The 25894-nt window shown below is 69.2% G+C and carries 17 protein-coding genes; 8 read left to right on the top strand and 9 right to left on the bottom strand.

The features are described from left to right. Window positions 1–79 precede the first annotated feature (79 nt). The 3 genes from ACFXOO_RS10600 to ACFXOO_RS10590 are packed head-to-tail and all read left to right on the top strand — an operon-like array spanning window position 80 to window position 12411. A complete protein-coding gene (locus ACFXOO_RS10600; RefSeq protein WP_394563492.1) occupies window positions 80–8791 on the top strand; it encodes a DUF5979 domain-containing protein in 8712 nt (2903 codons plus the stop codon). A gap of 39 nt (window positions 8792–8830) precedes the next feature. After that, window positions 8831–10990, top strand: coding sequence for an adenylate/guanylate cyclase domain-containing protein (locus tag ACFXOO_RS10595; RefSeq protein WP_394563491.1), 2160 nt, complete (start codon window positions 8831–8833; stop codon window positions 10988–10990). Continuing rightward, on the top strand, window positions 10990–12411 hold the full coding sequence (locus tag ACFXOO_RS10590) for a mechanosensitive ion channel domain-containing protein (protein ID WP_378842322.1): 1422 nt from the start codon (window positions 10990–10992) through the stop codon (window positions 12409–12411). Before ACFXOO_RS10595 ends, ACFXOO_RS10590 begins: the two co-directional genes overlap by 1 nt. 27 nt (window positions 12412–12438) lie before the next feature. Here ACFXOO_RS10590 and ACFXOO_RS10585 read toward each other — a convergent pair whose 3' ends face one another. After that, window positions 12439–13161: a Pr6Pr family membrane protein gene (locus tag ACFXOO_RS10585; protein WP_378842324.1), complete on the bottom strand. Its 723-nt coding sequence runs from the start codon at window positions 13159–13161 to the stop codon at window positions 12439–12441. Window positions 13162–13292: 131 nt separating this feature from the next. On the opposite strand from ACFXOO_RS10585, the gene ACFXOO_RS10580 reads away from it, so the two are divergent. Beyond that, the gene (locus ACFXOO_RS10580) at window positions 13293–14579 is read left to right on the top strand and encodes an adenylosuccinate synthase (protein ID WP_378842326.1); all 1287 of its coding nucleotides are present in this window, start codon (window positions 13293–13295) and stop codon (window positions 14577–14579) included. Next, a complete protein-coding gene (locus tag ACFXOO_RS10575) occupies window positions 14579–15862 on the top strand; it encodes a lactonase family protein (RefSeq protein WP_394563490.1) in 1284 nt (427 codons plus the stop codon). Before ACFXOO_RS10580 ends, ACFXOO_RS10575 begins: the two co-directional genes overlap by 1 nt. Before the next feature lie 27 nt (window positions 15863–15889). Here the strand turns inward: ACFXOO_RS10575 and ACFXOO_RS10570 are convergent, their stop codons facing one another. Further along, entirely contained in the window at window positions 15890–17113 is a 1224-nt protein-coding gene (locus ACFXOO_RS10570) for an AI-2E family transporter (RefSeq protein ID WP_394563489.1), read from the bottom strand. Window positions 17114–17181: 68 nt separating this feature from the next. Between ACFXOO_RS10570 and ACFXOO_RS10565 the strand changes: the two genes are divergently transcribed. Beyond that, entirely contained in the window at window positions 17182–17502 is a 321-nt protein-coding gene (locus ACFXOO_RS10565; RefSeq protein WP_378852575.1) for a chorismate mutase, read from the top strand. A 6-nt stretch (window positions 17503–17508) separates the two neighbouring features. Next, a complete protein-coding gene (locus tag ACFXOO_RS10560) occupies window positions 17509–18588 on the top strand; it encodes an ATP-binding protein (RefSeq protein ID WP_378842334.1) in 1080 nt (359 codons plus the stop codon). Window positions 18589–18663: 75 nt separating this feature from the next. On the opposite strand, the gene ACFXOO_RS10555 is transcribed toward ACFXOO_RS10560, so the two are convergent. The 7 genes from ACFXOO_RS10555 to purL all read right to left on the bottom strand — a co-directional run bounded on the left by ACFXOO_RS10555 (window position 18664) and on the right by purL (window position 25251). Beyond that, complete coding sequence (locus tag ACFXOO_RS10555) at window positions 18664–19350, bottom strand: hypothetical protein (protein ID WP_378842337.1); 687 nt, start codon at window positions 19348–19350, stop codon at window positions 18664–18666. Then, the gene (locus tag ACFXOO_RS10550; RefSeq protein ID WP_378842338.1) at window positions 19347–20273 is read right to left on the bottom strand and encodes an ABC transporter ATP-binding protein; all 927 of its coding nucleotides are present in this window, start codon (window positions 20271–20273) and stop codon (window positions 19347–19349) included. Before ACFXOO_RS10550 ends, ACFXOO_RS10555 begins: the two co-directional genes overlap by 4 nt. Continuing rightward, window positions 20270–20674: a GntR family transcriptional regulator gene (locus ACFXOO_RS10545; protein ID WP_378842340.1), complete on the bottom strand. Its 405-nt coding sequence runs from the start codon at window positions 20672–20674 to the stop codon at window positions 20270–20272. The genes ACFXOO_RS10550 and ACFXOO_RS10545 overlap by 4 nt, the downstream gene beginning before the upstream one ends. A 156-nt stretch (window positions 20675–20830) precedes the next feature. Then, window positions 20831–21778 (bottom strand): hypothetical protein, encoded by a 948-nt coding sequence (locus ACFXOO_RS10540; RefSeq protein ID WP_378842342.1) that lies wholly within the window; start codon window positions 21776–21778, stop codon window positions 20831–20833. Continuing rightward, the gene (locus ACFXOO_RS10535) at window positions 21775–22683 is read right to left on the bottom strand and encodes a hypothetical protein (RefSeq protein ID WP_394563488.1); all 909 of its coding nucleotides are present in this window, start codon (window positions 22681–22683) and stop codon (window positions 21775–21777) included. Before ACFXOO_RS10535 ends, ACFXOO_RS10540 begins: the two co-directional genes overlap by 4 nt. A 41-nt stretch (window positions 22684–22724) precedes the next feature. After that, window positions 22725–22859, bottom strand: coding sequence for a hypothetical protein (locus ACFXOO_RS10530; RefSeq protein WP_378842346.1), 135 nt, complete (start codon window positions 22857–22859; stop codon window positions 22725–22727). Between the two features lie 40 nt (window positions 22860–22899). Beyond that, the gene (gene purL, locus ACFXOO_RS10525; protein WP_378852581.1) at window positions 22900–25251 is read right to left on the bottom strand and encodes a phosphoribosylformylglycinamidine synthase subunit PurL; all 2352 of its coding nucleotides are present in this window, start codon (window positions 25249–25251) and stop codon (window positions 22900–22902) included. A 172-nt stretch (window positions 25252–25423) separates the two neighbouring features. On the opposite strand from purL, the gene ACFXOO_RS10520 reads away from it, so the two are divergent. Then, the gene (locus ACFXOO_RS10520; protein ID WP_394563487.1) at window positions 25424–25885 is read left to right on the top strand and encodes an ArsR/SmtB family transcription factor; all 462 of its coding nucleotides are present in this window, start codon (window positions 25424–25426) and stop codon (window positions 25883–25885) included. The last annotated feature ends 9 nt before the right edge of the window (window positions 25886–25894 follow it).

Raw genomic sequence — 25894 nt, 5'->3', positions numbered from 1 at the left:
GCCGCGCTGCGCGCCGTCGCTAGGCTGACCCCACGGTGCCCTCGCCGATATATCGGCATCGTCTGATCCAGGGGGAACTGTGTCGAAAGCTGTCTGGAAGCGCGTATCAGCGACGATCGCCGCCATCGCCACGATCGTCGCATTGACCGCTCCGACCGCTGCCGTCGCACTCGCCGACCCGCCCGCCGCGGACATCACCGCCGTCGCCTCGCTCGCCAAGGAGGCGAGTGTGACAGAGGTCGCGCCGGGCGAGACCTTCACCTACACACTCACCGTGGGCTGTTCGGCGATCACCGACCTGGGTTGTCGTGGCGCGGTCCTGAGCGACGTCGTCCCCGCGCCGTTCGTCGTCGTGGATGCCGTCGTGGGCGCAGGCGTCAACACCGCGGGCGACCCCGTGATCTCGGGCAACACCGTCACGGTGGACTGGACGACACCGCTCGGCGACGGCACGCTCGGCGTGCTCGATGCGACCACCGCGATCGTCTCGATCAGCGCACGACTGCCGGTGGACGCGTCGTACGACACGAACGGCATCCCCGTCATCAACGACGCGACCATCGAGGGCGTGAACTTCGCCGACGCGGATGCCAACGCCGAGGTGACGCCCGTCATCCCGCTCGGCCTGCAGACGACGGCAGCGAAGGCATTCACCCCCACCGAGGCCGTCGCCACCCCGGGCGCACCCGTCTCCGCGGCGTTGAGCGGCACGAACACGTCGAACGCCACGGTGTCGTCGCTGTCGATCCAGGATCCGGTCGATCCGGATGCCGCGCCCAATCCGTTCGACTCGCTCGCATTCGCGAGCTTCGGCGCGGTGACACCGCCCGCCGGCGCGACGTCCACGTCGTATGAGGTCTACGTCGGGGGCGCATGGGTCGCGGCGACCGCGAGCGGCCCCCCGGCCGGTGTCACGGCCGATCAGGTGAAGGGCACGCGCGTGACCTTCGGCGGCCTGATCCCCGCGGGCGCCTCCGGCTCGGTCACGCTGGGTCTGACCGTGACGGATGCCGCGGCCACCGCCCCGGACGGCACGGTCGTGTCCAACGACGTGCGGTCCGCCGTCGCTCTCGGCGCAGCCACGGCCACCGGCGACGCGCTGGCGGGTTTCACCCTGCGACGGAACGCCGTGTCGGTCGCGGCCACGAAGTCCTTCGCCCCCGACCTCGTGATCGCCGGCGAGTCGACCATCGTGACGATCGGAGGACGCAGCAGCTCCAGCATCCCGATCGACACGCTGACGATCACCGAGCCGTCGACCGGCGAGTTCCCCGACGTCTACCTCTTCGACGGGTTCACCGGCCCCGTGGACTGGCCGGCCGGAGCGACGGCGGGAGCGGTCGTCTACACGATCTTCGACGGATCGACGTCGACCGTGCCGTTCGCGGCGAATACGACTCCCGGGTTGGCGACCGGGGTCGTCGCCGCAGACGTGGTGTCGTTCCAGCTCGTCTTCACCGGGGCCATCGTCCCCGGTGGCGAGACGTCGGCGCCGTTCCGCGTGCAGACCGCCGCCGACCTGACCGGCCTTCCCCTGACGGTGCCGAACGTGGTGGGCGTGGAAGGCGAGAACGCCGGAGCCATCGGCTCGGCGACGGCGACCGACGACCTGTACGTCTACGACGAGCGGCTCGAGCCCTACATCTCCAAGCAGATCCGTCCGACGCCGATCCTCGCGGCCCCCGGACAGGTCACCACGGTCACCCTCAACGGCGGTCTGACCGAGCGCCCGACGCCCCCGGATGTCACGACCGGGACGACCGGGCGCGCTGCGCAGATCGTGCTCCAGGACCCGGAGACGCCGGTCGACGGCGCCGGGTGGTGGAACGCCTTCGACGTCACGGGCATCGCGCAGACGCCCGTTCCGGGCGACTCGACTCTGACGGTCGAGTATTACGACACCACGAGCGACCAGTGGGTGGCTTTCGCCGGCCCGATCGTCGGGCCGACGATCTACTCGTCCGTGGTGCCGGCGGACGTGCGTGCGGACGCGGGCGGCGTGCGGTTCGTCTACGACTACACCGGCGACGACGGCGGGTTCGCACCGGGAACCGACCTGGCGCCCAGCTTCACATCGACCTTGCGGGCCGACGGACGCTACGTGCCCGGCGCACCGTTCGACACCGTCGCCGACACCGTCATCCCCAACTGCGCGCAGACGGATGCCTCGAGCCCGACGCCGGGCGTCCCGGATGGTCAGGCCGTGCTCCCTGCCGACGAGTGCCCCACGATCACGCTGATCCCGCCCGACCCGGGCAACGCCGACCTCATCGACAAGAGCTTCGGCACGTCCAGCTCCGGCGGCGTGAAGTCGGTCATCGCGCGCTCGTCGGACACGATCCCGTCGACGCTGCGCTGGTCGACCGGCGGGTACTCCGCCCTGGACAGGGTCGAGCTCACCGATGTCGCATCGCCCGAGTCCACGCCGCTCGCGGCATCCATCTACAACTCGTTCGATCTGACCCGCGTGCAGCCCATCACTCCTGCGACGGACCCGCTGATCGCGTACGACGCGATCCGGGCCGTCGAGCTCTACAACGGCACGGCATGGGTGACCGCGGCGAACAACCCCTGCACCCCGCTGTGCATCGGTCGATTCCCCGGGATGAACCTCACCACCGCGGAGCGGGCGTCCACTCAGGGCGTGCGACTCATCGTGGTGGAGAGCCCGGCGCGCGCAGCGGCATCCGCGGGCGACCCGACTGCTCCCCCGGTCGGATCGGGAGTGGCGCGCTCGTTCACGAACGACCGCCCGGTCACGCTCACGTGGCAGGTGCGCGACACGCGTCGCGCCGAGGGCACGCCTGTGCTGGGGGACGAGCTCTACAACCTCGGCACCGAGGGCGTGGTGCGCAACACCGCCGCGGCCACCGGGTTCCCGGCCGACGGCAGCACGCCGTTGGCGGCGACGGACCAGGACGACGTCATCCTCATCGACGTGCCGCTGACCACCACGACCGACAAGAACTGGGCGAACGGGCCGCTCGCCACTCCCACCGACCCGACGATCCCCGCGAACCAGTTCCCGCTCAGCCGCGTGACGGTGACCACCCGCAACACGACGCCGGCCAAGGTCGACGCGATGCAGATCACCGACACCACCCCGGGGTCGGCGACGACGCGACGCGACGATCCCTTCCAGGCATTCACTCTCAACGGCTTCCCGCGCATCGTCGTGCCGTCGGGGGCCACCGACACGCAGGTCACCCTGTCGTGCTTCGACGGCGCTCCGGTCGTGCTCACCCGGACGGCGGCGCTGGCGCTCACAGGCGCCACGCTGCCCTGCGAGGTGTCCGGCGTCCAGGTGACCTACACCGGCCGGATCGCGGCGAACGCGGCGGGCGTCGTCGAGTTCGACCTTCGGCTGCGGGCGTACTGGCGTGGCACGACGGAGCGCGTGTCGCCGGCGGATTCACCCCTCGGCAACAGCGCCCAGGGCGTCATCGCCGACGTCGATCCGCTGGCCCCGTGCCCGACGGCGACCGGGACGCGCGGCGCGTGCGACCAGGACAGCGCGACGATCGAGGTCCAGGAACCCACCTTCTCGGTGTCGGCGGGCAAGACGATCTCGCCCGCTCAGCAGAAGGAGAACGACTTCGCCCCGGTGACCGTCACCCTGTCGGGTCAGCCGGCGGGTTCGACGCGCATCGTGACGATGACGCTGTCGGATGACGACCCGTCGTTCTGGAACGCGGTCGACTTCGTCGGCGTCCCCGACTCGTGGCAGCTGCCGGCGCCGCTCGCGAAGGTGCAGGTCTGCTATCTGGACGGGGGCACCTTCACCGACCAGACCGTGGCCGACGACACCGTCGGCGGCACGCAGACGTGCATGGACCGCGGGGGCGATCTCTCGCTCGCGGCGGCAAAGGAGTTCCTCGCCGCGGCGCCCGCGACGCTTCATGGACTGAGCTTCCAGTTCTGGACCGCGGTCGAGCTGGGCTGGCTCAACCCCGTCAACCCGGTCGTCTCGGTGCCGTTCCAGGTCGAGCGTCGCGCCGACCTGCGCACCGGGGAGCCCACTCCGACGACGCGGAGCGATCAGGTGCCCGCGCCCGGCGAGCAGGACGCCGGAATCTTCGTCGACACGATGACGGCCACGGGTCTCTCGTCAGAGATCGCCCCCGGCGTCCGCCTCGCCGACGCCCAGACGGCCGAGGCCGAATACCGCAACGTCCACCTTCAGGCATCCGTGAGCGTCAGCAAGTCGCCGACCGGTGATGTGCGACCGGGCGTCGAGATCCCGTTCACGCTCACCTTCTCCAACCAGGGCGAGTCCGCGCTGACGAACGTCGTCTTCTCCGACCAGCTGCCGCTGGCAGCGGACGGCAGTCCTCAGCTGATCTTCAACCCCGACCGCGATCCGAGCGTGCCGCCCTGGTCGTTCGCGCTCGTCGGCGCGGCACCGAACCCGCCGAGCGGCGAACCGCTGCCGGTGGATCCCGATCTCGTCGACGTGCAGAACCTCGGGACGAGCATCGTCTTCACGATGCCGACCGACGCGGTGCTCGAACCCGGCCAGAGCTACACCATCACCCTGCGCATGCAGCTGCGTCCCGGCCTCACCCCGAATGACGTCATCACCAACACCGCGGCCATCGACGTCACCGAGCCCCTGGATGACTGCGTGCCGAGCTACGACCCGACGACAGGGCTGTGCTCCGACTCCGCCGCCGTGCGTCCGCTCGCCGTGCCCGCGCTCAGCACGGTCAAGCTCGTCAAGGCCGACACCCCTCCCGGCCTCCCGGGCGTTCCCGACGTGCGCAGCGACGTGAACGGATACGAGTGCGACGGCACGGCCAACGCCGACGGCTTCTACCGCTACCCCTGCGTCCCGCTCACGCTCCCCGGGGACACGGAGACCTGGCGCGTCCAGATCACCAACGCCGGCACGCTGCCGATCACCCGCCTGGTGTCCGTCGACACCCTGCCCACCCCCGGCGACCGCGGCATCATCGTGCCCCTCCCGCGCGGAAGCCAGTGGGAGCCGACCTTCGCCGACGGGCTGTCGCTCATCGTCGGCCCCAACACGCCTCCCGGTGCAGCGATCACTCTGTTCTCCTCGACCAGCGCGACCCCCTGCACCGCCGACCTCAATCCCGTCGGCGTCGGATGCGCCGCCGGAACGTGGCTGCCCTGGACCGGGTCGACCGACCCGGATGTCCTCGCCAGCGTCCGCAGCCTGAAGTTCCAGGTCGATTTCCCGACCGCGGAGAAGTTCGATCCCGGCGACTCGCTCACCCTGCAGTTCCGCACCCGGACCACTCCCTCGACGGCGGTGGCCGCCGACCAGCCGACCGCCTACAACACCGTCGCCACCGGCGGAGCAGCACTCAACGGCACGGTCGTGCAGAACGTGCCGACGACCGAGGGGCGGCGCGTGGGCGTCTCGTATCCCACGGGTGACATCGCCCTCCAGAAGATCGTGTCGGGCCCGGCATCCGACTTCGCTCCCGAGGTCTTCCCCGTTCAGCTGGCCTGCACGATCGACGGCACGCCCCTCACCGGACTGCCGATCGTCCCCCTGCAACGGGGAGCCGCACCGACCGTTGTGGCGGGTCTGCCGCTCGGTGCCGAGTGCACCGCCGTGGAGTCGGACTTCGGGCAGTCCGACCAGGTGATCGGCTCGGCGACCGTCGCGCTGGAGACCGCCGACCTCGGCCTGATCGGCGTCGAGAACGTCTACGACGTCGCCGACCTCGAGGTGACCAAGACGGTGGCCTCCGCCGCCGTCGACCAGGCGGGAGAACCGATCGCGTACGGCCCGTTCCCGGTCGAGGTGAGCTGCACCTTCCTCGATCAGCCTGCCTATGCCGACGGCTACAGCGCCGCCGTGCCCATGACGCGAAGCCTGTCGGACGGCGACTCCTGGACGCTGACCGGTCTGCCCGTGAACGCCACGTGCGATGTGGAGGAGACGGATGCCGCCGGCGCGGCCTCCACCACCATCACGGTGTCTGCCGACGGCGGGCCGGGCGTGGTCACCCCGGGCGCCTCCGCGGCGGCCACGGTCGGCGCCGGCGGCGCCGCGCTGGTCACGGCGGCGATCGAGAACAGCTTCGCTGCCGGCGCCGTGTCCATCACGAAGGTGATCGACGGCACGGGTGCAGACGCGTGGGGCGACGCCGACTTCGAGGTGCAGCTGACCTGCACCCTCGACACCGCCGAACCGGCCACCGTCTTCGACGGCACCCGCACGCTCAACAGGGCCGATCCGACCTGGACGGTCGAGAACCTCGCGTCCGGGGCGTCATGCGAGGTCGCCGAGATCGCCAGCGGCGGCGCAAACGTGTCGGGCGTGATCTCGCCGATAGGTCCGATCGTCGTCGGCGACGACAACGCGGCCCCCAACGCGGTGACGGTCACCAACACCTTCACCGTCGGTTCCGTCACCGTCTCGAAGGCGCTCGCCGGCGAACCCGCCGCGAGCCTGGCGCCCGCCACCACTGGCAGCTACACGGTGCTGCTCGAGTGCACCCGCGTCGTCAACGGGGCGACGGTCGCCGTGTCCATCCCGGGCGGGGCGACACGCGTGATCACCGGGGCCTCGTCTGTGACCTACGGCGGACTGCCGACCGGCGCGCTCTGCGAGGTCACCGAGTCGGCGAGTGACCCCGTGTCGCAATCCGTCGCGATCGATCCGATCGACGGGTTCGCCGTCGGCGAGGGCGACACCGCCGTGCAGGTCACCGTCACGAACACGTTCGAGAACGGCTCGATCGCGGTGCGGAAGGTCGTCACCGGCGACGGGGCGGCTTTCGCCCCCGACACGTTCGGGGCCACCGTCACCTGCCTCTGGGAGGGCGCGAACGTGCTGCTCCCCGATGACGGCGCCATCGTTCTCGACGGCAACGGCGACCCCGTGACCATCGACGACATCCCGACCGGCTCGGTCTGCGACGTCGTCGAGAGGGGCGACTCGGGGGCGACGACCGTCACCGAGCCCGCCCCCGTGACGATCGCCGAGGGCGCGACCGCCGAGGTGCAGATCGTCAACGACTACGAGGTGACCGGGTTCACCGTCACGAAGGCTGTCGACGCGAGCGGCGCCGTCGACCAGGACGGCGAGCCGATCCTCTACACGACCACCTTCGACTTCGCCGCCACGTGCCTCTTCCTCGGAGACGAGGTCGTCCCGGAGGGCGACCGGACGTTCACGCTGGCCGACGGCGACGAGAAGATCTTCGCCGGCCTCCCGGTCGGCGCGGACTGCACCGTCACCGAGACCGACACCGGGGACGCGGCATCCACCACCGTCAACGGGGTCGCGCAGACCGGAGCGCCCGCGCTGGACTTCACGCTCGAGCCCGGCCCCGACGCCCAGGTCACCGCCGCATTCGTCAACGTCTTCACCGTGGGCGCGGTGCAGGTCACGAAGAACGTCACGGGCGCCGGAGCGGATGCCTGGGGAAACGGGCGATTCACCGTGCAGCTGGTCTGCACCTTCGGTGAGGCCGCGAGCGACCCGGTCTACTCGGCCACGCACGAGCTGTCGAAACTCGACGACACGTGGCTCGTGGAGAACCTGCCCACCGGTTCCGCGTGCGTCGTGAGCGAGCTCGATGACGCCGGGGCCACCGGTGAGCCGACCCTCCTGCCCGAGGACGGGACCGTCACCGTCGGCGTCACCGGTCAAGAGGGCGGCACGCAGGTCGTCACCGTGACCAACGACTTCCGCGTCGGAGGCCTGAACGTCTTCAAGGAGCTCACCGGTCCCGGCTCGCCGCTGTTCAGCGACGGCCCGTTCGTCTTCTCGGTCTCGTGCACTTACGAGGGCGACGACGTCTACACCGGCGAGCTGACCGTGACCGGGGACGGGTCGGGAGACCCCCTCACCTCAGATACCGTCACCGGCATCCCCGTCGACGCCGAGTGCATCGTGACAGAGACCGATGACGGCGGCGCCGACGAGGTGCCGGCTCCTGTCACCGTCACCATCCCCGATGAGGATGAAGGCGTCGCGGGAGTCGTGACGGCGGGCTTCGTCAACACGTTCTCCGCCGGCGGCCTCACGCTCACGAAGAACCTCGAGGGCGCAGGCGCCGAGGCGGACTACGCCACCACGGCCGTTTTCACGGTCCTGGTGACCTGCCAGATCGCGGGCCCGGACGACACGCTGCTGACGCTGCTTTCGCGGTCGTACCCGATCGCCGGTGGCGAGACGATCGAACTGACGGACGCCGCGGGCAGCCCGGTGCGCGTGCCCCTGGGCAGCCGCTGCTTCGGCGAAGAGACGGTGACGGGTGGCGCGACCGCCTCGGTGATCAACGCAGACTCCTACGAGACCGGCCTCGTCGTGACGACCGGCACCGGACTGCAGACGCTCGCTCTGGTCGCGACGAACACCTTCGACGTGGGCAGCCTCGAGCTGTCGAAGGTCGTGACCGGCAGCAACGCCGCCGCGCACGCGTCGCAGTCGTTCCTCTTCGAGCTCAGCTGCGCGTTCGACCAGGGTCAGAGCGAGCCCACGATTCTGATGGACCGCGAGGTGGTGTCGGTCGAGGCCGGCCAGACCCTGCCCGTCGACGAGCTGCCGCTCGGCGCGTACTGCTGGGTCGCCGAGCCGGACTCGGGCGGCGCCGACCGGGTGCAGATCACCCATTCGACGTCGGCCCTTCCGGCCGTCGTCGGGTCGGATGACGCGACGATCGTCGTGACGAACACCTTCACCGCCCCGCTCCCTGCAACGGGCGTCGACGGCCGGACCGTCGCGATCGTCGGAGGCATCGCGGGAATCCTCGTGCTGGGTGGAGCCCTGGTGCTCTTCCTCTCACGCCGCCGCCGCAACAACTGAACCGAACTGATCCGACACCTGAGTGAGAGCGAAGAATACGTGACAGCGAACGACGTGACGGCGAGCAACAGCACCGCGGCCACCATCACGAAGAAGCCGCGCCGGAAGCGACGCGGCGGCCTCAGCATCCAATCGAAGCTGTTGATCATGCTGCTGGCGGTGAGCCTCATCGCCTCCGTGATCGTCGGCGTGATCGGGTTCATCAGCGGCCGTGAATCCCTGCGGGCGGCGGCGATCGATCAACTCACGACGATCCGCGAGTTGCGCGTGAGCGAGATCGAGACCGCCATGCAAGGTGCGCAGGACGGTGTCGCGCTCGACTCGCGCAACCTCAGCGCGCAGACGGCGTCGATCGCGATCAATGCCGGGTGGGACGACCTGCAGAACCGCACGCTCACGCCCGCACAGGAGGCTGAGCTCGAGGCCTACTACGCCGATACGTTCAACCCGCAGCTGACGGAGCGCACCGGTGATCCGTACAGCGATACGGCGTTCCTCCCCACCTCGAACGCCGGTAAATGGGCGCAGTACCATCTGACGTCGAAGTTCACCGACTTCGATGAAGCGCTCAATGTCAACGACGGCGGCGACGGCACCCCCTACTCGGCGGCCACCGAGCAGTACGGCGACTACCTCTCTCGTCTCGTGACGCAGGTCGGCTACGAGGATCTGCTGATGATGAACCTCGACGGCGATGTCGTGTACTCCGCCTACAAAGGGGTGGACCTCGGAACCAATCTCAACGAGGGCCCGTTCCAGGACTCCAAGCTCGCTGATGCGTACCGCGAAGTCGTGGCGACGAACTCGGTGAACGCCGTCATGACCACCGACTTCGAGCGCTATATCCCCTCTCTGAACGTCCCCACCCTGTGGGTCGTCTCGCCGATCGGCAACGATTCGCAAGTGACGGGCGTGCTCGCCGCGCAGTTGCCGCTCAGCACCATCAATGACGTCATGACCGGAAAGGAGCGGTGGGCGGAACAGGGCCTGGGCGAGACGGGCGAGGTCTACCTCGTCGGCCGGGATCACCTGATGCGCAGCATCTCGCGCGAGCTCGTGGAGAACCCCGAGGACTACGCCGCCGAGGTGATCGCGAACGGCACGCCGCCATCGATCGCCGATCGCGTCGTCCAGGTCAACGGGACCGTGCTGCTCCAGCCCATCAACACCGTCTCGGTCGAGAAGGCGCTGCAGGGTGAAACGGGCACTTCGATATCGCAGTCGTATCTGGGCGGCGAGAACATCACGGCGTACAGTCCGGTCGAGATCGATGGGCTGGACTGGGTGGCGGTGGCACGCATCGACACGGCCGAGGCATTCAACCCCGTGAACGACTTCACGCGCAACCTCATCTTGTCGCTGCTGGGCATCATGCTGGCGGTCAGCGTGCTCTCTCTGCTCCTCGCGCAGGTGTTCACCCGACCCATTCGCAAGCTCGTGGAGGCGGTCCGCGGCGTCGCAGCCGGCAACCTCGCGGTCGAGGTGCCACAGGGGTCGCGCGACGAGATCGGCGATCTGGGCACGGCGTTCAACGACATGGCCTCGAGTCTGCGCATCAAACAGGAGCTCATCGACGCTCAGCAGGAGGAGAACCAGAAGCTGCTGCTGACCCTCATGCCCGAGACGGTGGCCGCGCGCTACAAGAAGGGCGAGGAGACGATCGCGGAGGAGCACGACAATGTGTCGGTCGTGTTCGCCGAGCTCGTGGGTTTCGACGAGTACACGCAGACGCTTTCGGGCGATCAGGAGATCACGCAGCTGAACCTGCTGATGCGAGGCTTCGACGAGGCGGCGGCGAAGACCGGGGTGGAGAAGGTCAGAACCCTCCGGGGCGGATATCTGGCCAGCTCCGGCCTGATCGTGCCCCGCGTCGACAACGTCCGTCGCGCCGTCGACTTCGCCAAGGAGATGCGTGCGGTGGTCGAGCGCTTCAATTCGCAGCACGGGACGCAGATCGACCTGCGCGCGGGTGTCGACACCGGTACGGTGACAAGCGGTCTCGTCGGCCGCACGAGTCTCGCGTACGACCTGTGGGGCGACGCGGTCAGCCTGGCATACCGGGTCCGCAGCGTCACGGATGTGCCCGGCATCTACGTGAGCCAGGGTGTCCGCGACCGACTGCAGGATTCCGTGGGATTCACGGAGGCGGGCACCGTCGACCTCCGCGGCAAGCGGCAGAGCGTCTGGCGGGTGGGCTGATGGACTTCTTCGCCCAGCCATGGGTCTGGTGGGCCATCGGCATCGCCGTCGGCGTGCCGATCATCATCGTCATCCTCACCGAGGTGCTCGGCGCGCTCACGCGGGCGGGCAGCCCGGTCGCGAAGCCGATCAAACTGCTGCGAAACGCCGTCATCCCGGTCGCGGCACTGTTCGCGCTGCTGGTGTTCGCGTTCCAGTCCCCCGCCGACCAGGTGTGGGCGCGGGTCGTGGCCACCGTGCTCGGCTTCCTCGTGATCCTGCTGGTGCTCTCCGCCCTCAACGTCGCGCTTTTCGCGCAGGCGAAGGAGGGAACGTGGCGCGAGCGGATCCCCACGATCTTCGTCGAGATCGCACGGTTGATCCTCGTCGTGGTGGGTCTCGCGATCCTCTTCCAGTGGGTCTGGGATGCCGACGTGGGTGGTCTCATCGCCACGCTGGGCGTCACCTCCATCGTGATCGGCCTCGCTCTGCAGGGTGCCGTCGGCGGCGTCATCTCCGGCTTGCTGCTGCTGTTCGAGCAGCCGTTCAAGATCGGCGACTGGCTCTCGGTGGCCGGTGTCGAAGGCCGAGTCGTCGAGGTCAACTGGCGCGCCGTGCACATCGACACCGGGTCGGGCATCCAGATCGTTCCGAACTCGACACTGTCGGGAGCATCCTTCACGAACAAGAGCCAGCCGGCAGGGCCGTTCTACGCGACCGCGACGCTGAAGTTCACGACCGACGACCCGCCGCACGAGGTCATCGGGCTGCTGACGGATGTCGCGGACTCGCTGCCGATGCTCATGCCCGGCGAGCGTGCCACGGCCGAGTACACCGGCGCGGGCGCGTACAACGTCTCGCTGCCCATCTCGGGTCCAGCGGCGGTCCAGCAGTCGCTCAGCCTCTACCTCGCGTGGCTCTGGTACGCCGCGCGTCGGCGCGGCCTCGCCCTCGACGGAGACGCGACCGATCCGATCGCCGAGCCCGGCCGCCTCGAAGCAGCCCTGGAGGTCGTCGGTCCGACGCTGCACCTGGGCGACGGTGAGCGCGAAGCCGTGCTCGCCAGCTCGCGGCTGGAGCGCTATGGTACGGGCGAGATCGTCCTCCCCACGGGGGTGGTCCCCGATGAGATCCGCTTCATCGTGCACGGACACGCGCGCTTGGCGGTCGAATCGCCGGATGGCCGTATCGACTTCGCGACCGCCGAACCCGGCGACTACCTCGGGCAGACAGCGCTAACCCGCGAGAAGACATTGACCACCGCGGTGGCCGCCGACATCCTCACCGTGATGGTCGTCCCCCTGCGCACGATCGACGATCTGGTGCGCGCGCGTCCGCTGCTGGCCGCCGAGATCGGCCAGTCGATCGAGCTGAAGCGCAAACTGGCGGCTGAGGCCCTTGCGTCGGTGAAGGCGCTGCGCGGGGTCGTCGAGGCCGGGTGACGAGCGGACCCTGCAGGCGGGAGCGTGTCAGAGGACGGAGGCGGGGCGCAGGCGGGCTCGACGCCCCGCGCGGTAGCGCCCGACCCACACCACCAGCAGGGCGACCGCGATGATGCCCACGGCGATCAGCACGGTGAAGAACACCGCGCTGGGAACGCCGCCCGGCCCGTTCGGGTCGAGGAACGGATACGGGTACCAGTACGGCGCACCCGTCGCGGGGTTGGTGGTGAGCGGGCCGCGGACGAATGTGTACGCGACCCAGGCCAGGGGGAAGAGCAGGACGGCGAGGGACGCCCGCCACGGGAGTGCTCGGCGGAGGGGTCCCAGGAACAGGTCGAGCAGCAGGAAGAGCGGCGCCACGACGTGGAGGACCTCGTTCGACCACGGGAGCGTGGTGCCCTGCGGGAGCGCGACGCCCCGCAGCAGGGTGTTGTAGACCACTCCGGTGATGATCATGTAGGTCGTCACCGAGGTGAGTGCGAGCGCCAGGCCGCGTGGTTCGGTGTCCTCGGCGCGGCGGTTGGTCCAGAACCACGTCGCCGCCCACACGAGCACCGCCGCAGAGCCGACGTTGGACAGGATCGTGAAGAAGCTCAGGAAGTTCGCGATCGTCGTCGGCACGTCCCGGGCGTTGTCGATGGCCGAGGTGATCGACAACCACAGCTGCCCGATCACGGCGGCGACGATGAGGCCGGCGATCGCGAGACGCAGGATGGTCCAGACCTGCGCCCAGCGGGGGGAATCCGTCATGAGTTCAGATTATCGGCGTCCTCGCCAGGCGGAACCGTACGCCACGGCCCGGCCGACCGTCCCGCCGACCGCCTCGGCGGAGCCTCCTCGATAGGATGGGGTGTAACCGTCCGATAACGGGGGAGTGGGCCATGCCAGGCATCGTGATCGTCGGGGTTCAGTGGGGGGACGAGGGCAAAGGCAAAGCCACCGACCTCCTCGGGGAACGCACCGACTGGGTCGTCAAGTTCAACGGCGGCAACAACGCCGGTCACACCGTGGTGATCGGGGACGAGAAGTACGCGCTGCACCTGCTGCCTTCCGGCATCCTCTCGCCCGGCGTGATCCCGGTCATCGGCAACGGCGTCGTGGTCGACCTCGAGGTCCTCTTCGCCGAACTCGAGGCGCTGAACGCGCGCGGTGTCGACACGTCCCGGCTCAAGATCAGCGCGAACGCGCACATCATCACGCAGTACCACCGCACCCTCGACAAGGTGACCGAACGGTTCCTCGGCAAGCGGATGATCGGCACGACCGGGCGCGGGATCGGCCCCGCCTACGCCGACAAGATCAATCGCGTGGGTCTGCGCATGCAGGACCTCTTCGATGAGAACATCCTGCGGCAGAAGGTCGAGGGGGCGCTCGACCAGAAGAACCACCTGCTCGTGAAGGTCTTCAACCGTCGCGCGATCGCCGTCGAGGAGGTCGTGGAAGACCTGCTCTCGTACGCCGATCGGCTGCGCGGCATGGTGTGCGACACCTCACTGCTGCTCAACGACGCCCTCGACGCCGGTGACGTGGTCGTGTTCGAGGGCGGCCAGGCCACGATGCTCGACATCGACCACGGCACGTACCCGTTCGTGACGTCATCATCGGCGACGGCCGGCGGCGCCGCGACGGGTTCCGGTGTCGGACCGAACCGCCTCGACCGGATCGTCGGCATCGTGAAGGCGTACACGACCCGCGTCGGCTCCGGACCGTTCCCCACCGAGCTGTTCGACGAGCAGGGCGAGTGGCTGCGTTCCCGCGGCTTCGAATTCGGCACCACGACCGGCCGCCCGCGTCGTGTCGGCTGGTACGACGCGCCCATCACCCGGTATGCCACGCGCATCAACGGCATCACCGACCTGCTGCTCACCAAGCTCGACATCCTCACCGGTCTCGATGAGATCCCGGTGTGCGTCGCATACGACGTCGACGGCCGGCGCTTCGACGAGGTGCCCGTGAACCAGTCCGACTTCCACCACGCGACGCCGATCCTCGAGTACTTCCCGGGGTGGAAGCAGGACATCTCCGGTGCGCGCACCTTCGATGAGCTGCCGCTCGAGGCGCAGGACTACGTGCTCGCGCTCGAACAGCTCAGCGGCACCCGCATCTCGGTCATCGGGGTGGGTGCGTCGCGCGACGCCGTCATCGTGCGCCACGACCTCGTGAACTGATGCGATTCTGGCTCGGCGGGTACACCGCCGACATGGAGGGCCGCGCCCGCGGGATCGGAACGATGCTCGCCGGTTCCGCAGACGGCTCGTCGGCGGGCGGGTCGCTGGCCTTCGCCGGGGATGCCGCGACCGCCGCCTCGCCGTCGTGGCTCGCGCGGCATCCGACCCTCGACGTGGTCTACGCGACGCTCGAAGCCGAGGGCACGGTCGCCGCGTTCCGCCGGACGGGCGAGGACAGCTTCGTGCCGCTCGGGCAGCCGGTCGCCGCCGGCGCCGCCGTCTGCCATGCCGCGGTCGCGCCCGACGGTGGGTCGCTGATCGCCAGCTGCTGGGCGGATGGCCGGGTGGTGAGGATCGTGCTGGATGCCGCGGGCCGCCCGTCGTCGCCGCAGATCGCCGTCGCGGCCCGAGACCCGCACGGCGGTCCGCTCGACCCCTTCGCGCTGACCGACGAAGTGGCCGACGAAGCGCTCGCGAGCCTGACCGCCGCCGGATCGGCCCTGGATGATGAACTCGCGGCGGCCGCGAGGTCGCTCCGGGCGGCGGTCGGGGACGAGTTCGCGCAGTTCGTCCCGGGGTACGACGAGGTGCAGGCGCCCCCCGCGGGCGCGGCGGGGGTCTTCTCTTCGCCGGCCGGGGACACCCGGGACGCGCCGGCCGACGGTGCGGCATCCGTGCCCGCACGCGAATCGAGGGCGCACTCGGCCGTGTTCCTTCCGGACGGCCGGATCGCCACGACCGATCTCGGATTCGACCTCGTGCGCATCTGGCGGCCGACGACCGCCGGCCTGAAGCTCGACCACGAGGTGGTGCTGCCGTTCGGGACGGGGCCCCGGCACATGGTGCTGCATCCCAGTGGGCATCTGCACGTGCTGACGGAGTACTCGTGCGAGGTGTTCACACTCGACCGGGGGCGTGAAGGGCGCTGGCACCTGCGGGGTGGCGTGGCCGCCACGTCGACGCCCGGCATCGGCGACACGGCGGCCGAGATCACGCGCTCCCACGACGGCGAATTCCTCTCCGCGGGGCTCCGAGGCAGCAACACGATCGCCACGCTCCGTGTGCGCGGCGCGGGCGAACGACTCGAGCAGGTCGCCCTGGTCGACGCGGGGGTCGACTGGCCGCGTCATCACACGGTGGTCCGCGACATCCTGCTCGTGGCCGGTCAGCGCTCCGATGACATCGTCTCGCTCACGCTCGACCTGCGCACGGGCGTGCCGGGTCGGGTGCGCCACCGCGCGGAGGCGCCGACGCCGACCTGCATCGTCCCCGCGCGGGACTGACCCCGCGAACCCGGCCAGAGCCGCGGGTCAGACCTTCGCGTCCTGCTTGGGGATGAAGACCTGCTTGATGATCAGCAGGATGGATGCCGTCACGGGCACCGCGATGAGCGCGCCGAGGAGTCCGAGCAGCGTGCCGCCGATGAGTGCGCCGATGACGACGAGCGAGCCGGGGATCGAGATGGCCTTCGACATCACCCGAGGGGTGATCACGTACGCCTCGATCTGGATGTAGATCAGATAGGCGATCGCGAAGATCAGGGCCGACAGCGGGCTCGAGAACACGGCCAGCACGGACGCGACGATCCAATAGAGCACCGGACCCACCAGCGGGATGATCGTGATCGCGAAGGCGATCACCCCCATCAGCAGAGGGAACGGCAGCCCGAGGACGAGGTGCAGCACGAAGGCGATGATCGAGTTGAAGAAGGCCAGCACCACCATGCCCATCAGGTAGCTGCCCACCGAGTCGGTGATCTGGTCGGTCAGGTTGCGCACCTTCGCGCGGTTGCGTGCGGGAGCGAGCTGGATCATCGACTGCTTGATCGAGGGGAGCGAAGCGGTGAAGTACAGGGTCAGCACCACGATGATCAGTCCGCCCGAGATCGCGGTGGCGATGCCCGCGCCCACCTTCAGCAGTCCGCCCGAGATCGCGGCGATGTTGGCCGGGTTCGTGATGAACGTCTGCAGGTCGGTGACCAGCGTGCTGAGGCCGTCGCCGAAGATGCCCTCGAGCCAGTGGAAGAAGTCGGTTCGGATGAAGGCCGAGATGGTCGAGGGGATGCTGGTGAAGAACTGGGTGAGCTGATCGACGAGAGTCGGCACGACCAGGAGAAGCAGTCCGACGAGCAGGACGCCGAACGTCGCGAAAACGATCAGGATCGCCCATGCGCGCTTGACGTTGTGACGCTCGAACCATTTGAGCACCGGGTCGAGCCCGAGCGCGGCGAACATCGCGAAGGCGATGTAGATGATGACCGTCGAGATGTTCGTGAGCGCGAGGCCGAGGAGCGCCGCGGCGAGGCCGCCCAGCGTCAGGAGGAATCCGGCGCCGAACGGCGAGTCCAGCCGTGCCCAGAAGGGCTTGGCGTGGCCGTCGACGGCGCCCCCCGCTGCGAGGGCCGTCGTCCCGACGTCGGCGATGACGACCGGCGCGGAGGCGGGCGCGGTGGCGGGTGCCGCGGCCGGCGCGGCATCCGTCCCTGCAGCAGGATTCGAGGCCAGCGGCGCGGAGCCGGGGGTGCTGTCGGTCATGGTCACACTCTAGAACCGCGGGCTCGCGCCGCGCGGCGCGACATGAGCGGGCGCGCTATCGTCGAGGCGTGGACGACACGACGCAGGCGGCGCACGCCGACGAAGACCCGATCGCAACCCTGGCGCGGTTGCGCAGCAGCATCGACAACATCGACGCGGCGCTCGTCTACATGCTCGCCGAGCGCTTCCGCTGCACGCAGCAGGTCGGTGTGCTGAAGGCCGAGCACGGCATGGCCGCGTCCGACCCGCACCGCGAGCAGCAGCAGATCGCCCGGCTTCGCAGTCTCTCGGCCGAGGCGGACCTCGATCCGGAGTTCGCGCAGAAATGGTTCACGTTCGTCGTGGCCGAGGTCATCCATCACCACGAGCGCGCCGCAGAAGGGCGCTGAGCCTCGATGAGCGGAGACCTCGCGATCGGCACTCTTCTGGAGTCCGAGGATGCCGCGCCCGCCCGACTGCTCGCCTCGAAGCTCAACCGGCACACGTTCTGGTGCGGGCAGAGCGGGTCGGGCAAGACGTACGCCCTCGGGGTGCTGCTCGAGCAGGTGATGCTCCACACCCGGCTGCCGCTGGTGATCCTCGATCCGAACTCGGACTTCGTCCGGCTGGGCGAGCTGCGCGACGACGCCGACCCGGCCATGGCCGCCGAGTTGGCGAGCCGCGACATCCGTGTCTTCGGCCGGGGTCAGGCTCCCGTGAAGGCGCGGTACGTGGACATGACGCTGCGGGCGCGCGCGGCGATCGTCAACACCGATCCGATCCTCGATCCCGAGGACTACAACCTCATGCTGCATCTCGAGGAGGAGATCGCTCAGATCGGGGAGGGCAACCTCGTCGACTACCTCCAGGGGAGCACCGACCCCGCCCGACGGCGGCTCGGCATGCGCCTCGACAACCTGGGCGTGGCGGACTGGGATCTGTGGGCATGGGGCGAGCGCTCGATCACCGACGACATCGACGAGCAGCCCGACGCCACGGTCGTCGACCTCGGCGGCTTCCCGACTCCGCCGCAATCGCGTGCCGCCGCCTTGGCCGTGCTGGATCACCTCTGGGAGCGCCGCGAAGACCGCATCGGCCGATTGATCGTGATCGACGAGGCACACAACCTCTGCCCGCCCGATCCGGCCACGCCGTTGCAAGCACGGCTCACGGAGCGGATCGTGCAGATCGCCGCGGAGGGCCGCAAGTACGGCCTGTGGCTGCTGCTCTCGACCCAGCGGCCCTCCAAAGTGCACATCAACGCGCTCTCGCAGTGCGACAACCTCGCCCTCATGCGCATGAGCTCACCGCGGGATCTCGCCGAATTGGCCGAGGTCTTCGGCTACGCGCCCGAGTCGCTGCTCGAGCGCTCACCGGGCTTCGCTCAGGGGCAGGCGCTCTTCGCGGGCGGCTTCGCCCCGACGCCCGCCCTCGTGCAGATGGGCTCCCGGCTCACGCACGAAGGCGGCTCGGACGTCGCCATTCCACTCCGCTGAACCCACGCACGAAGAACGGATGCCTCGGCCGCAGCAGCGGGCGAGGCATCCGTTCTTCGACGCGTGCGTCGACGCTCAGGGCACCGCCCGTCGCAGCGTGAGGAACGAGACCGCGGCGAGAACCGCCCCGACCAGCACACCCCAGAGGGCCAGCCCGAGAGCGCCTTGATCGACGAACCACAGGGCGACGTCGACCCAGGCATTCATGCGACCGACCAGCCAGAGCAGCCCCACGAGCACGAGTCCGAGCGACAGGAGCACGATCGTGAGCCACATCGTGCCGAATCGCTTGTAGATCGTGGCTCCCCAGAACCCGACGATGAACAGCAGCATGCTGACGACGAAGTACACCGCGAACGCCGCCGCCGGACCACCGACCCAGACCCAGTCCAGGAAGAAGAAGTAGCCGTTGATCCCCCAGCCGTTCGTGGCCTGCTCGATCAGCCCGCCGATGACGAAGATCACCGACAGCATCGCCGACGTGACGGCCGCCGCGAACAGCGTGCCGGTATAGAACTCGCGTCGGGTGATGCTCATCGCCTGCGAGAACGGGAACGTCATGGTGAGCGACTGCACGCCGACGAACAGGAAGTACCACAGTGGCGCCTGCGATCCTCCGCCGACCTTCACGCCGTCGTAGGGAATCAGCGCGAACACGAGCAGGCTCAGCGCGAACGAGCCCGCAAGGATCAGCGCCGGCACCCAGATGTAGGTCTGCTTGTTCACGAACTGCATGCGGACGACGTTCATCGTGCGGTTCATCGGAGTGCTCCTTCGTCGAGAGCGGATGCTTCGGGGTCGCTGCCGGCGGCGTGGTGCGCGTGCTGCGTGGTGCGGACGATCAGCTGCTGCAGCGAGACCGGTGCCACATCGAGTCCGGCGGCGGTCAGGCGATCGTGGTCGCCGGGAGTCAGGGCGCCGAGTACCGTCACGGAGGACACGTGGCCGAGGCTCTCGCGGTGGATGACCTCCCGGCCCGCGACGAAGGCGTCGACAGCAGTGCTGTCGCCGACGATGGTAGCTGCCCGGTCGCGCACGGCATCCGTGTCGTCGTCCATGATGATGCGGCCGCGGTCGATGACGATGACCTTCTCGATCAGGTTGGACACCTCGTCGATGAGATGGCTCGAGAGGATCACGGTGCGTGGGTGTTCCGAGTAGTCCTCGAGGAGCCGATCGTAGAAGATCTGGCGGGCGACGGCGTCGAGTCCGAGGTAGGGCTCGTCGAAGAACGTCACTTCGGCGCGGGCGGCGAGGCCGATGACGACGCCTACCGCCGAGAGCTGGCCGCGGGAGAGTTTCTTGATGGTCTTCTTGAGCGGGAGCTGGAACTCGTCGACCAGTGCGTCGGCGAGGTCCTGGTTCCAGCGGGGGAAGAACAGGCGTGCGGCGCGGAAGGCATGTCTCGGGGTCGCGTCGTCGGGATACTTCTGGCTCTCGCGCACGAAGCAGAGGCGCCGCAGCACGCGTGCGTTCTCGTACGGTCGCTCCCCGAACACGCGGACGTCCCCCGAGGTGGCGAAGTTCTGCGCTGTCAGGATCGACATCGCGGTGGTCTTGCCCGCACCGTTGCGACCGAGCAGGCCGTAGATGGTGTTCTCCTCGATCGCGAAGCTCACGTCGTCGAGGGCGACGGTGTCGCGGTAGCGCTTGGTGAGGTGGCTTGCCTCGATGACGGCGGTCATCGTGCTGTCCTTTCGTCGATACCGGGCGCGGTCTGGTCTGAGCTCGGACGGGTGCGCTCGGTGATCACCCGGGTGAGGTCGTCGGTCGTGAGACCGAGCGTGCGCGCCTCGGCGAGCAGCGGCTCGACGAAACGGTCTGCGAAACGGGAACGGCGCTCGGCGAGCAGCAGAGCGCGCGATCCGGGAGCGACGAACATGCCGATCCCTCGGCGCTTGTAGAGCACGCCCTTCTCGACGAGCATGGCGATTCCCTTCGCGGCGGTCGCGGGGTTGATGCGGTAGAACGCCGCAAGCTCGTTCGTCGACGGAGCCTGGCCCTCTTCGGGCAGGCTGCCGGTGACGATCGAGTCCTCGACGCTCTCCGAGATCTGGAGGAAGAGCGCTCGGCCTTCTTCGATCACATCGCCCTCGTTTACTGGTTAGTTACTTGACTGACTAACCATGCAACGCGCATGGGGGTCATGTCAAGCCCTCCCGCGATGTCGTGCATTCGCCGAGCAACCGCCGCGTACGACCGGGCCGGGGCGGCGGACGGAGCGCCGTCGTGTCGCCGGCGGTCAGCGGGGGGACTTGGGGTGGGTGACGCGGCCGGTGCCGGTGTCCGGGCGCGAAGGGACGGGCCACGGGCCGGTCTTGGGCTCGCGTGCAGGAGCCGAAGGAGCCGGCGTGGTGCCGGAAGGGAGGCGAACGGGCAGCGGAGGTGTCGACGAGTCGGCGGGCGAGGCATCCGGTGTCTCGTCCGCCGTCGACGGTGCCGGCGGCGCCGGAGTGGTCTCACGCCCGGCCGTGAGCTCGAGCGCGACCTGGGCTTCGAGCACCTCGATCGCGCCGTCCGACAGCGAGATGAGTCCGTCGAGTTCTTCGCGCACGCGCTTGTACGCGAGCTGGCGCTCGGCCGGGGTCGCGGCTTCGTCGATCGCGACGGTGATCAGCTGCTTGGCCGTGTCGAGGCGTTTGCGCTCGACGGGCGTGAAGGACGAATCGCGGATGCGACGGGCATCCCGCTCCGCGACGTCGAACGCCACCTCGTAGTCGGCGACGGCATTGCGGTAGTCGGTCAGCTGGTCGCGCGACACCTTGGCCTTCGCCGAGGCGGGGCGCAGACCGTCGGCCAGCTTCTTCGCGCGGAGGAACGCGGCCGTCAGGGGTTGCCGGCCGTCGCTCATCGCCGGGAACGCGATGAGCTTCGCGACGTCGAGCTCGTACTCGAGCCAGCGCGCGGTGACGCCGTCATGATCGGCGAAGAGCCGCGTGAGCAGCGATGAGGTGCTCGTGTCTGCGGCGTCCACGGGCGGCGACGCCGCGACGACGGGCTGCGCGCCCGTCGGCAGGACCTGTCCGCGTGCTGCGGCCTTGAGCTCGGCCTTCGCCCGGATGACTTCGAGTCGTCGTTTGTGCCGCTGGCGCGAGCTGCGCTCCCACGCACGACCGGCTCCGCCGAGCACGCCCATGAGCGGGAAGACGACCCACCAGTAGTGACCGAGGAACTGAAGGATCTCGTTCATTCGGCGCGCCCCGCGGGCGGCTTCGTGGGCGGCGCGGTGGGCCGCGCGGAGGGGGGTGGGGTGGGCGCGTTTTTGGGCTTCCGCGCAGCCATCGCCTCTCCGGCGATCGTGAACACCTCACCCGCCTGAGTGAGCACCTCGACCGAACGGTTGATCATGTCCTGCGCCCGCGGCATCCATCCACTGGCCGCCGCGCCCGGTGGGCGGCTTCCGGAGGGCGCCGACCCGTCACCCCGTGCGCGTCGCCACGCTTCGTGCTCGGCGGTGTCGAAGGCGTGCTGCAGGCGGGCGACCGCATCGCGGTAGGCGGCGAACTGCGGCGGTGTCATCGGCGAGCGAGGGGTGGCCGGGCGCAGCTGCTGCGTCTCGGCGTACACCCGCAGGTACGCGGCCGTCGACGGGACGCGCGGGTCGGTCATGGCGGGGAACGAGATGAGTTTCGCGGGGTCGGTCTCGTAGTCCATCCATCGGGCGATGACGGCATCGTGCTCGGCGACGAGTTTCGCGAGCGGCAGGGCCGCGGCATCCGTCGTCGACGGCAGCGCCGCCCGCGCCGCGGTGACCTGCAGACGACGGGTGCGCACCGCGGCGGTCGCCGACCGGGCGTTCGCCTGCGCGGTCTGCAGGAGCCGCCTGGCCGTGGCGACGTCGGTGCTCGTGGCGCGCGAGGCCGCCTTCTCGCCCTGCGTCTGAGCCAGTTCCGCGCGTGCGATGCGGACGGCCACACGCTTGCCCGCGGCATCCGCGCGCGCTTCACGCAGCTGGTGTTTGGCGGCCTGGTAGCCGAGGCGACGTTCGTTCACGGAGCGCTGCCCGCGCAGACCGAACCAGCCGAGGGTGCCCGCACCCACCGCAGTAGGTGCAATCCACCAGAACTCGGCGATCGACGCCCAGAGCGGATCCACATCCCCATGCTAGCCGCGGGCCGCGCGGCGAGGCTGTGAAGTCAACCGAACAACAGCGCGATGACGGTGGCGCCACCGCCGACGAGGATGAGCGAGATGATCACGACCCAGGCCACGATCTTGACGCGCTTCTGCCGGGTCTCGCCGTAGGCGCTGTACTCGTCGTCGCTCGTCATGGATCCAGTCTAAAGTGCGCAGTCCCGAAGTGCGGGGTCTCTATCGTGCCGGCTCGGTGACGGTCGGCCCGAACACGCCGGGGAGCGTGCGGGTGGAGAGATCTCGGAGCTCGGTGAGCGACAGCGTGAAGACGTCCTGCACTTCGAGGGAGGGATCGGCTCCTTCGGCGGGCATGTCGGTGACCCCGATGCGCAGCACCGGGTAGCCGCGTCCGTCGCAGAGGCCGCGGAATTTCACGTCGTCTTCGCGCGGCACCGTCACGATGACCCGACCGGTCGATTCCGAGAAGAGAGCGGATGCCGCATCCACGCCGTCGCGTTCCATGATCTCGCGCAGCCAGACGCGGGCGCCGACCCCGAAGCGCAGGACGCCCTCGGCGAGCGCCTGTGCGAGACCGCCCTCGGACAGGTCGTGCGCACTCGCGATGAGGGACTGCTGGGAGCCGGCGTGCAGGAGCTCGGCGAGCCGGCGCTCCTGGGCGAGGTCCACCGCCGGCGGGCGTCCGCCGAGGTGGCCGTGGATGGTTCCCGCCCACTGCGATCCGCTGAGTTCGGTGGAGGTGACTCCGAGCAGGTAGATGTTGTCGCCCACGTCCTGCCAGCCGCTGGGGATGCGGCGCGCGACGTCGTCGATGATGCCGAGCACGCCGACCACCGGGGTCGGGTGGATCGGCACATCGCCGGTCTGGTTGTAGAAGCTGACGTTGCCCCCGGTGACGGGGATGCCGAGTTCGAGGCATCCGTCGCTCAATCCTGCGACCGCCTGAGAGAACTGCCACATGACCTCGGGGTTCTCTGGGCTGCCGAAGTTGAGGCAATCCGTGACGGCGGTCGGGACCGCGCCCGTGACGGCGACGTTGCGATACGCCTCGGCGAGCGCGAGTTTCGCGCCCTGGTACGGGTCGAGCTGGCAGAACCGGCCGTTGCAGTCGGTCGCGATGGCGAAGCCGAGGCCGGACTCCTCGTCGACGCGGATCATGCCGGCGTCGTCCGGGAACGACAGAGCGGTGTTGCCCATCACGTAGTAGTCGTACTGGTTGGTCACCCACGACGTGTCGGCCAGGTTCGGGCTGGCGACGAGCCGGACGAACTGGTCGCGGAGGGCGGCGGCATCGGTCGGGCGCGGCAGGGAGACGGCGGAATCGTCGCGGAGCGTGTCGAGCCACGCGGGATAGGCGACGGGGCGTTCGTACACGGGGCCGTCGACGGCGACCGTGGAGGGATCGACGTTGACGATCTCCTGGCCGTGCCAGTCGATGACGAGTCGTCCATCGCCGGTGACCTCGCCGAGGACGCTCGTCTCGACGTCCCACTTCTGCACGACCGCGAGGAACGCGTCGAGCTTCTCGGGAGCGACGATCGCCATCATGCGCTCCTGCGATTCGCTCATCAGGATCTCTTCGGCCGTCAGCGACGGGTCGCGCAGTAGCACGTTGTCGAGGGAGACCTTCATGCCGCTGTTGCCGTTGGCGGCAAGTTCGCTCGTCGCGCACGAGATGCCGGCGGCACCGAGGTCCTGGATCGCCTCCACGAGGTCGTCGCGGTAGAGCTCGAGGCAGCACTCGATGAGCACCTTCTCGGCGAAGGGGTCGCCGACCTGCACCGCGGGACGCTTCGTGGGGCCGCCCGCCGAGAAGGTGTCGGACGCGAGGATGGATGCTCCGCCGATGCCGTCGCCGCCGGTGCGGGCTCCGAACAGCACGACCTGGTTGCCCGCACCCGTCGCATTGGCGAGCTTGATGTCTTCGTGGCGCATCACGCCCACCGCGAGGGCGTTCACGAGCGGATTGCCCTGGTAGACCGCGTCGAACACGGTCTCACCGCCGATGTTCGGAAGGCCGAGGCAGTTGCCGTAGAACGAGATCCCGCTCACGACGCCGTGGACGACGCGAGCGGTGTCGGGGTGGTCGATCGCCCCGAAGCGCAGCTGGTCCATGACCGCGACGGGGCGCGCGCCCATCGAGATGATGTCGCGGACGATGCCGCCGACGCCGGTGGCGGCGCCCTGGAACGGCTCGATGTAGCTGGGGTGGTTGTGGGACTCGACCTTGAAGGTCACCGCCCACCCCTCGCCGACGTCGACCACGCCGGCGTTCTGCCCCATGCCGACCATGAGGCGGGTCTTCATCTCGTCGGAGACCTTCTCGCCGAACTGGCGGAGGTAGATCTTGCTCGACTTGTAGGAGCAGTGCTCCGACCACATCACCGAGTACATCGCCAGCTCGCCGCTGGTGGGGCGGCGGCCCAGGATCTCGCGGATCTTCGCGTACTCGTCGGCCTTGAGTCCGAGGGCGGCGTAGGGCTGCTCCCTCTCGGGGGTCGCTGCGGCGTTCGCCACGGTGTCGATCACCGGACTGTCGGTTGCTCGGACATCGATCGAGGGGGTGCTCACGCGGCTGGGCTCCAAAGAATTCGAGGGACGCCGGACACTGTCCAGTCTAGTTCTGTCGTGCGGCGAGCGACCGAGCGCGCTCGAGGGCCCGCGTGAGGGTCGCGGTCTCCGGCGGGGGTCCGGCCGTCGTCGGTGTTGACAACCCCCGCACGCGGGTCTAACGTACAACCAAATGGTTGTAGAAACAGAACTCGAGCTCGACGACGGCGCGATGGATCGGATATTCCGGGCACTCGCCGACGCCACGCGGCGTGACATCCTCCGGCGCACGATGGCAGCGGAGCAGTCCGTCTCGCTGCTGGCCGCCGCGTACGACATGTCGTTCGCCGCGGTGCAGAAGCACGTCGCGGTGCTCGAGACGGCGCACTTGATCGTCAAGCGCGCGGAGGGAAGGGAGCGGCTCGTGCGTGCGAATCCCGCCACCATCGCCCGCGCCCGACAGCTGCTCGGGCGATACGAGGAGCTCTGGCGATCGCGGGTCGACCGACTGGACGCGCTTCTCGCCGAGGGCGCCCGCGATCGCGTCGCCCCCGATGAACGCCCTGCCCACACCCGGCCCGCCGACACCGGCACCGACACCGGCACCGGTTCCACCGATACCCGCTCCACCGACCCTGGCTTCACCGACTCCTGAGGAGGATGT

This window comes from Microbacterium sp. P03 (assembly GCF_043556235.1).
In the GTDB taxonomy this organism is placed as follows: domain Bacteria; phylum Actinomycetota; class Actinomycetes; order Actinomycetales; family Microbacteriaceae; genus Microbacterium.
Note: the sequence above shows the minus strand (reverse complement) of the source record. Positions and strands in the feature narration are given on the sequence as shown.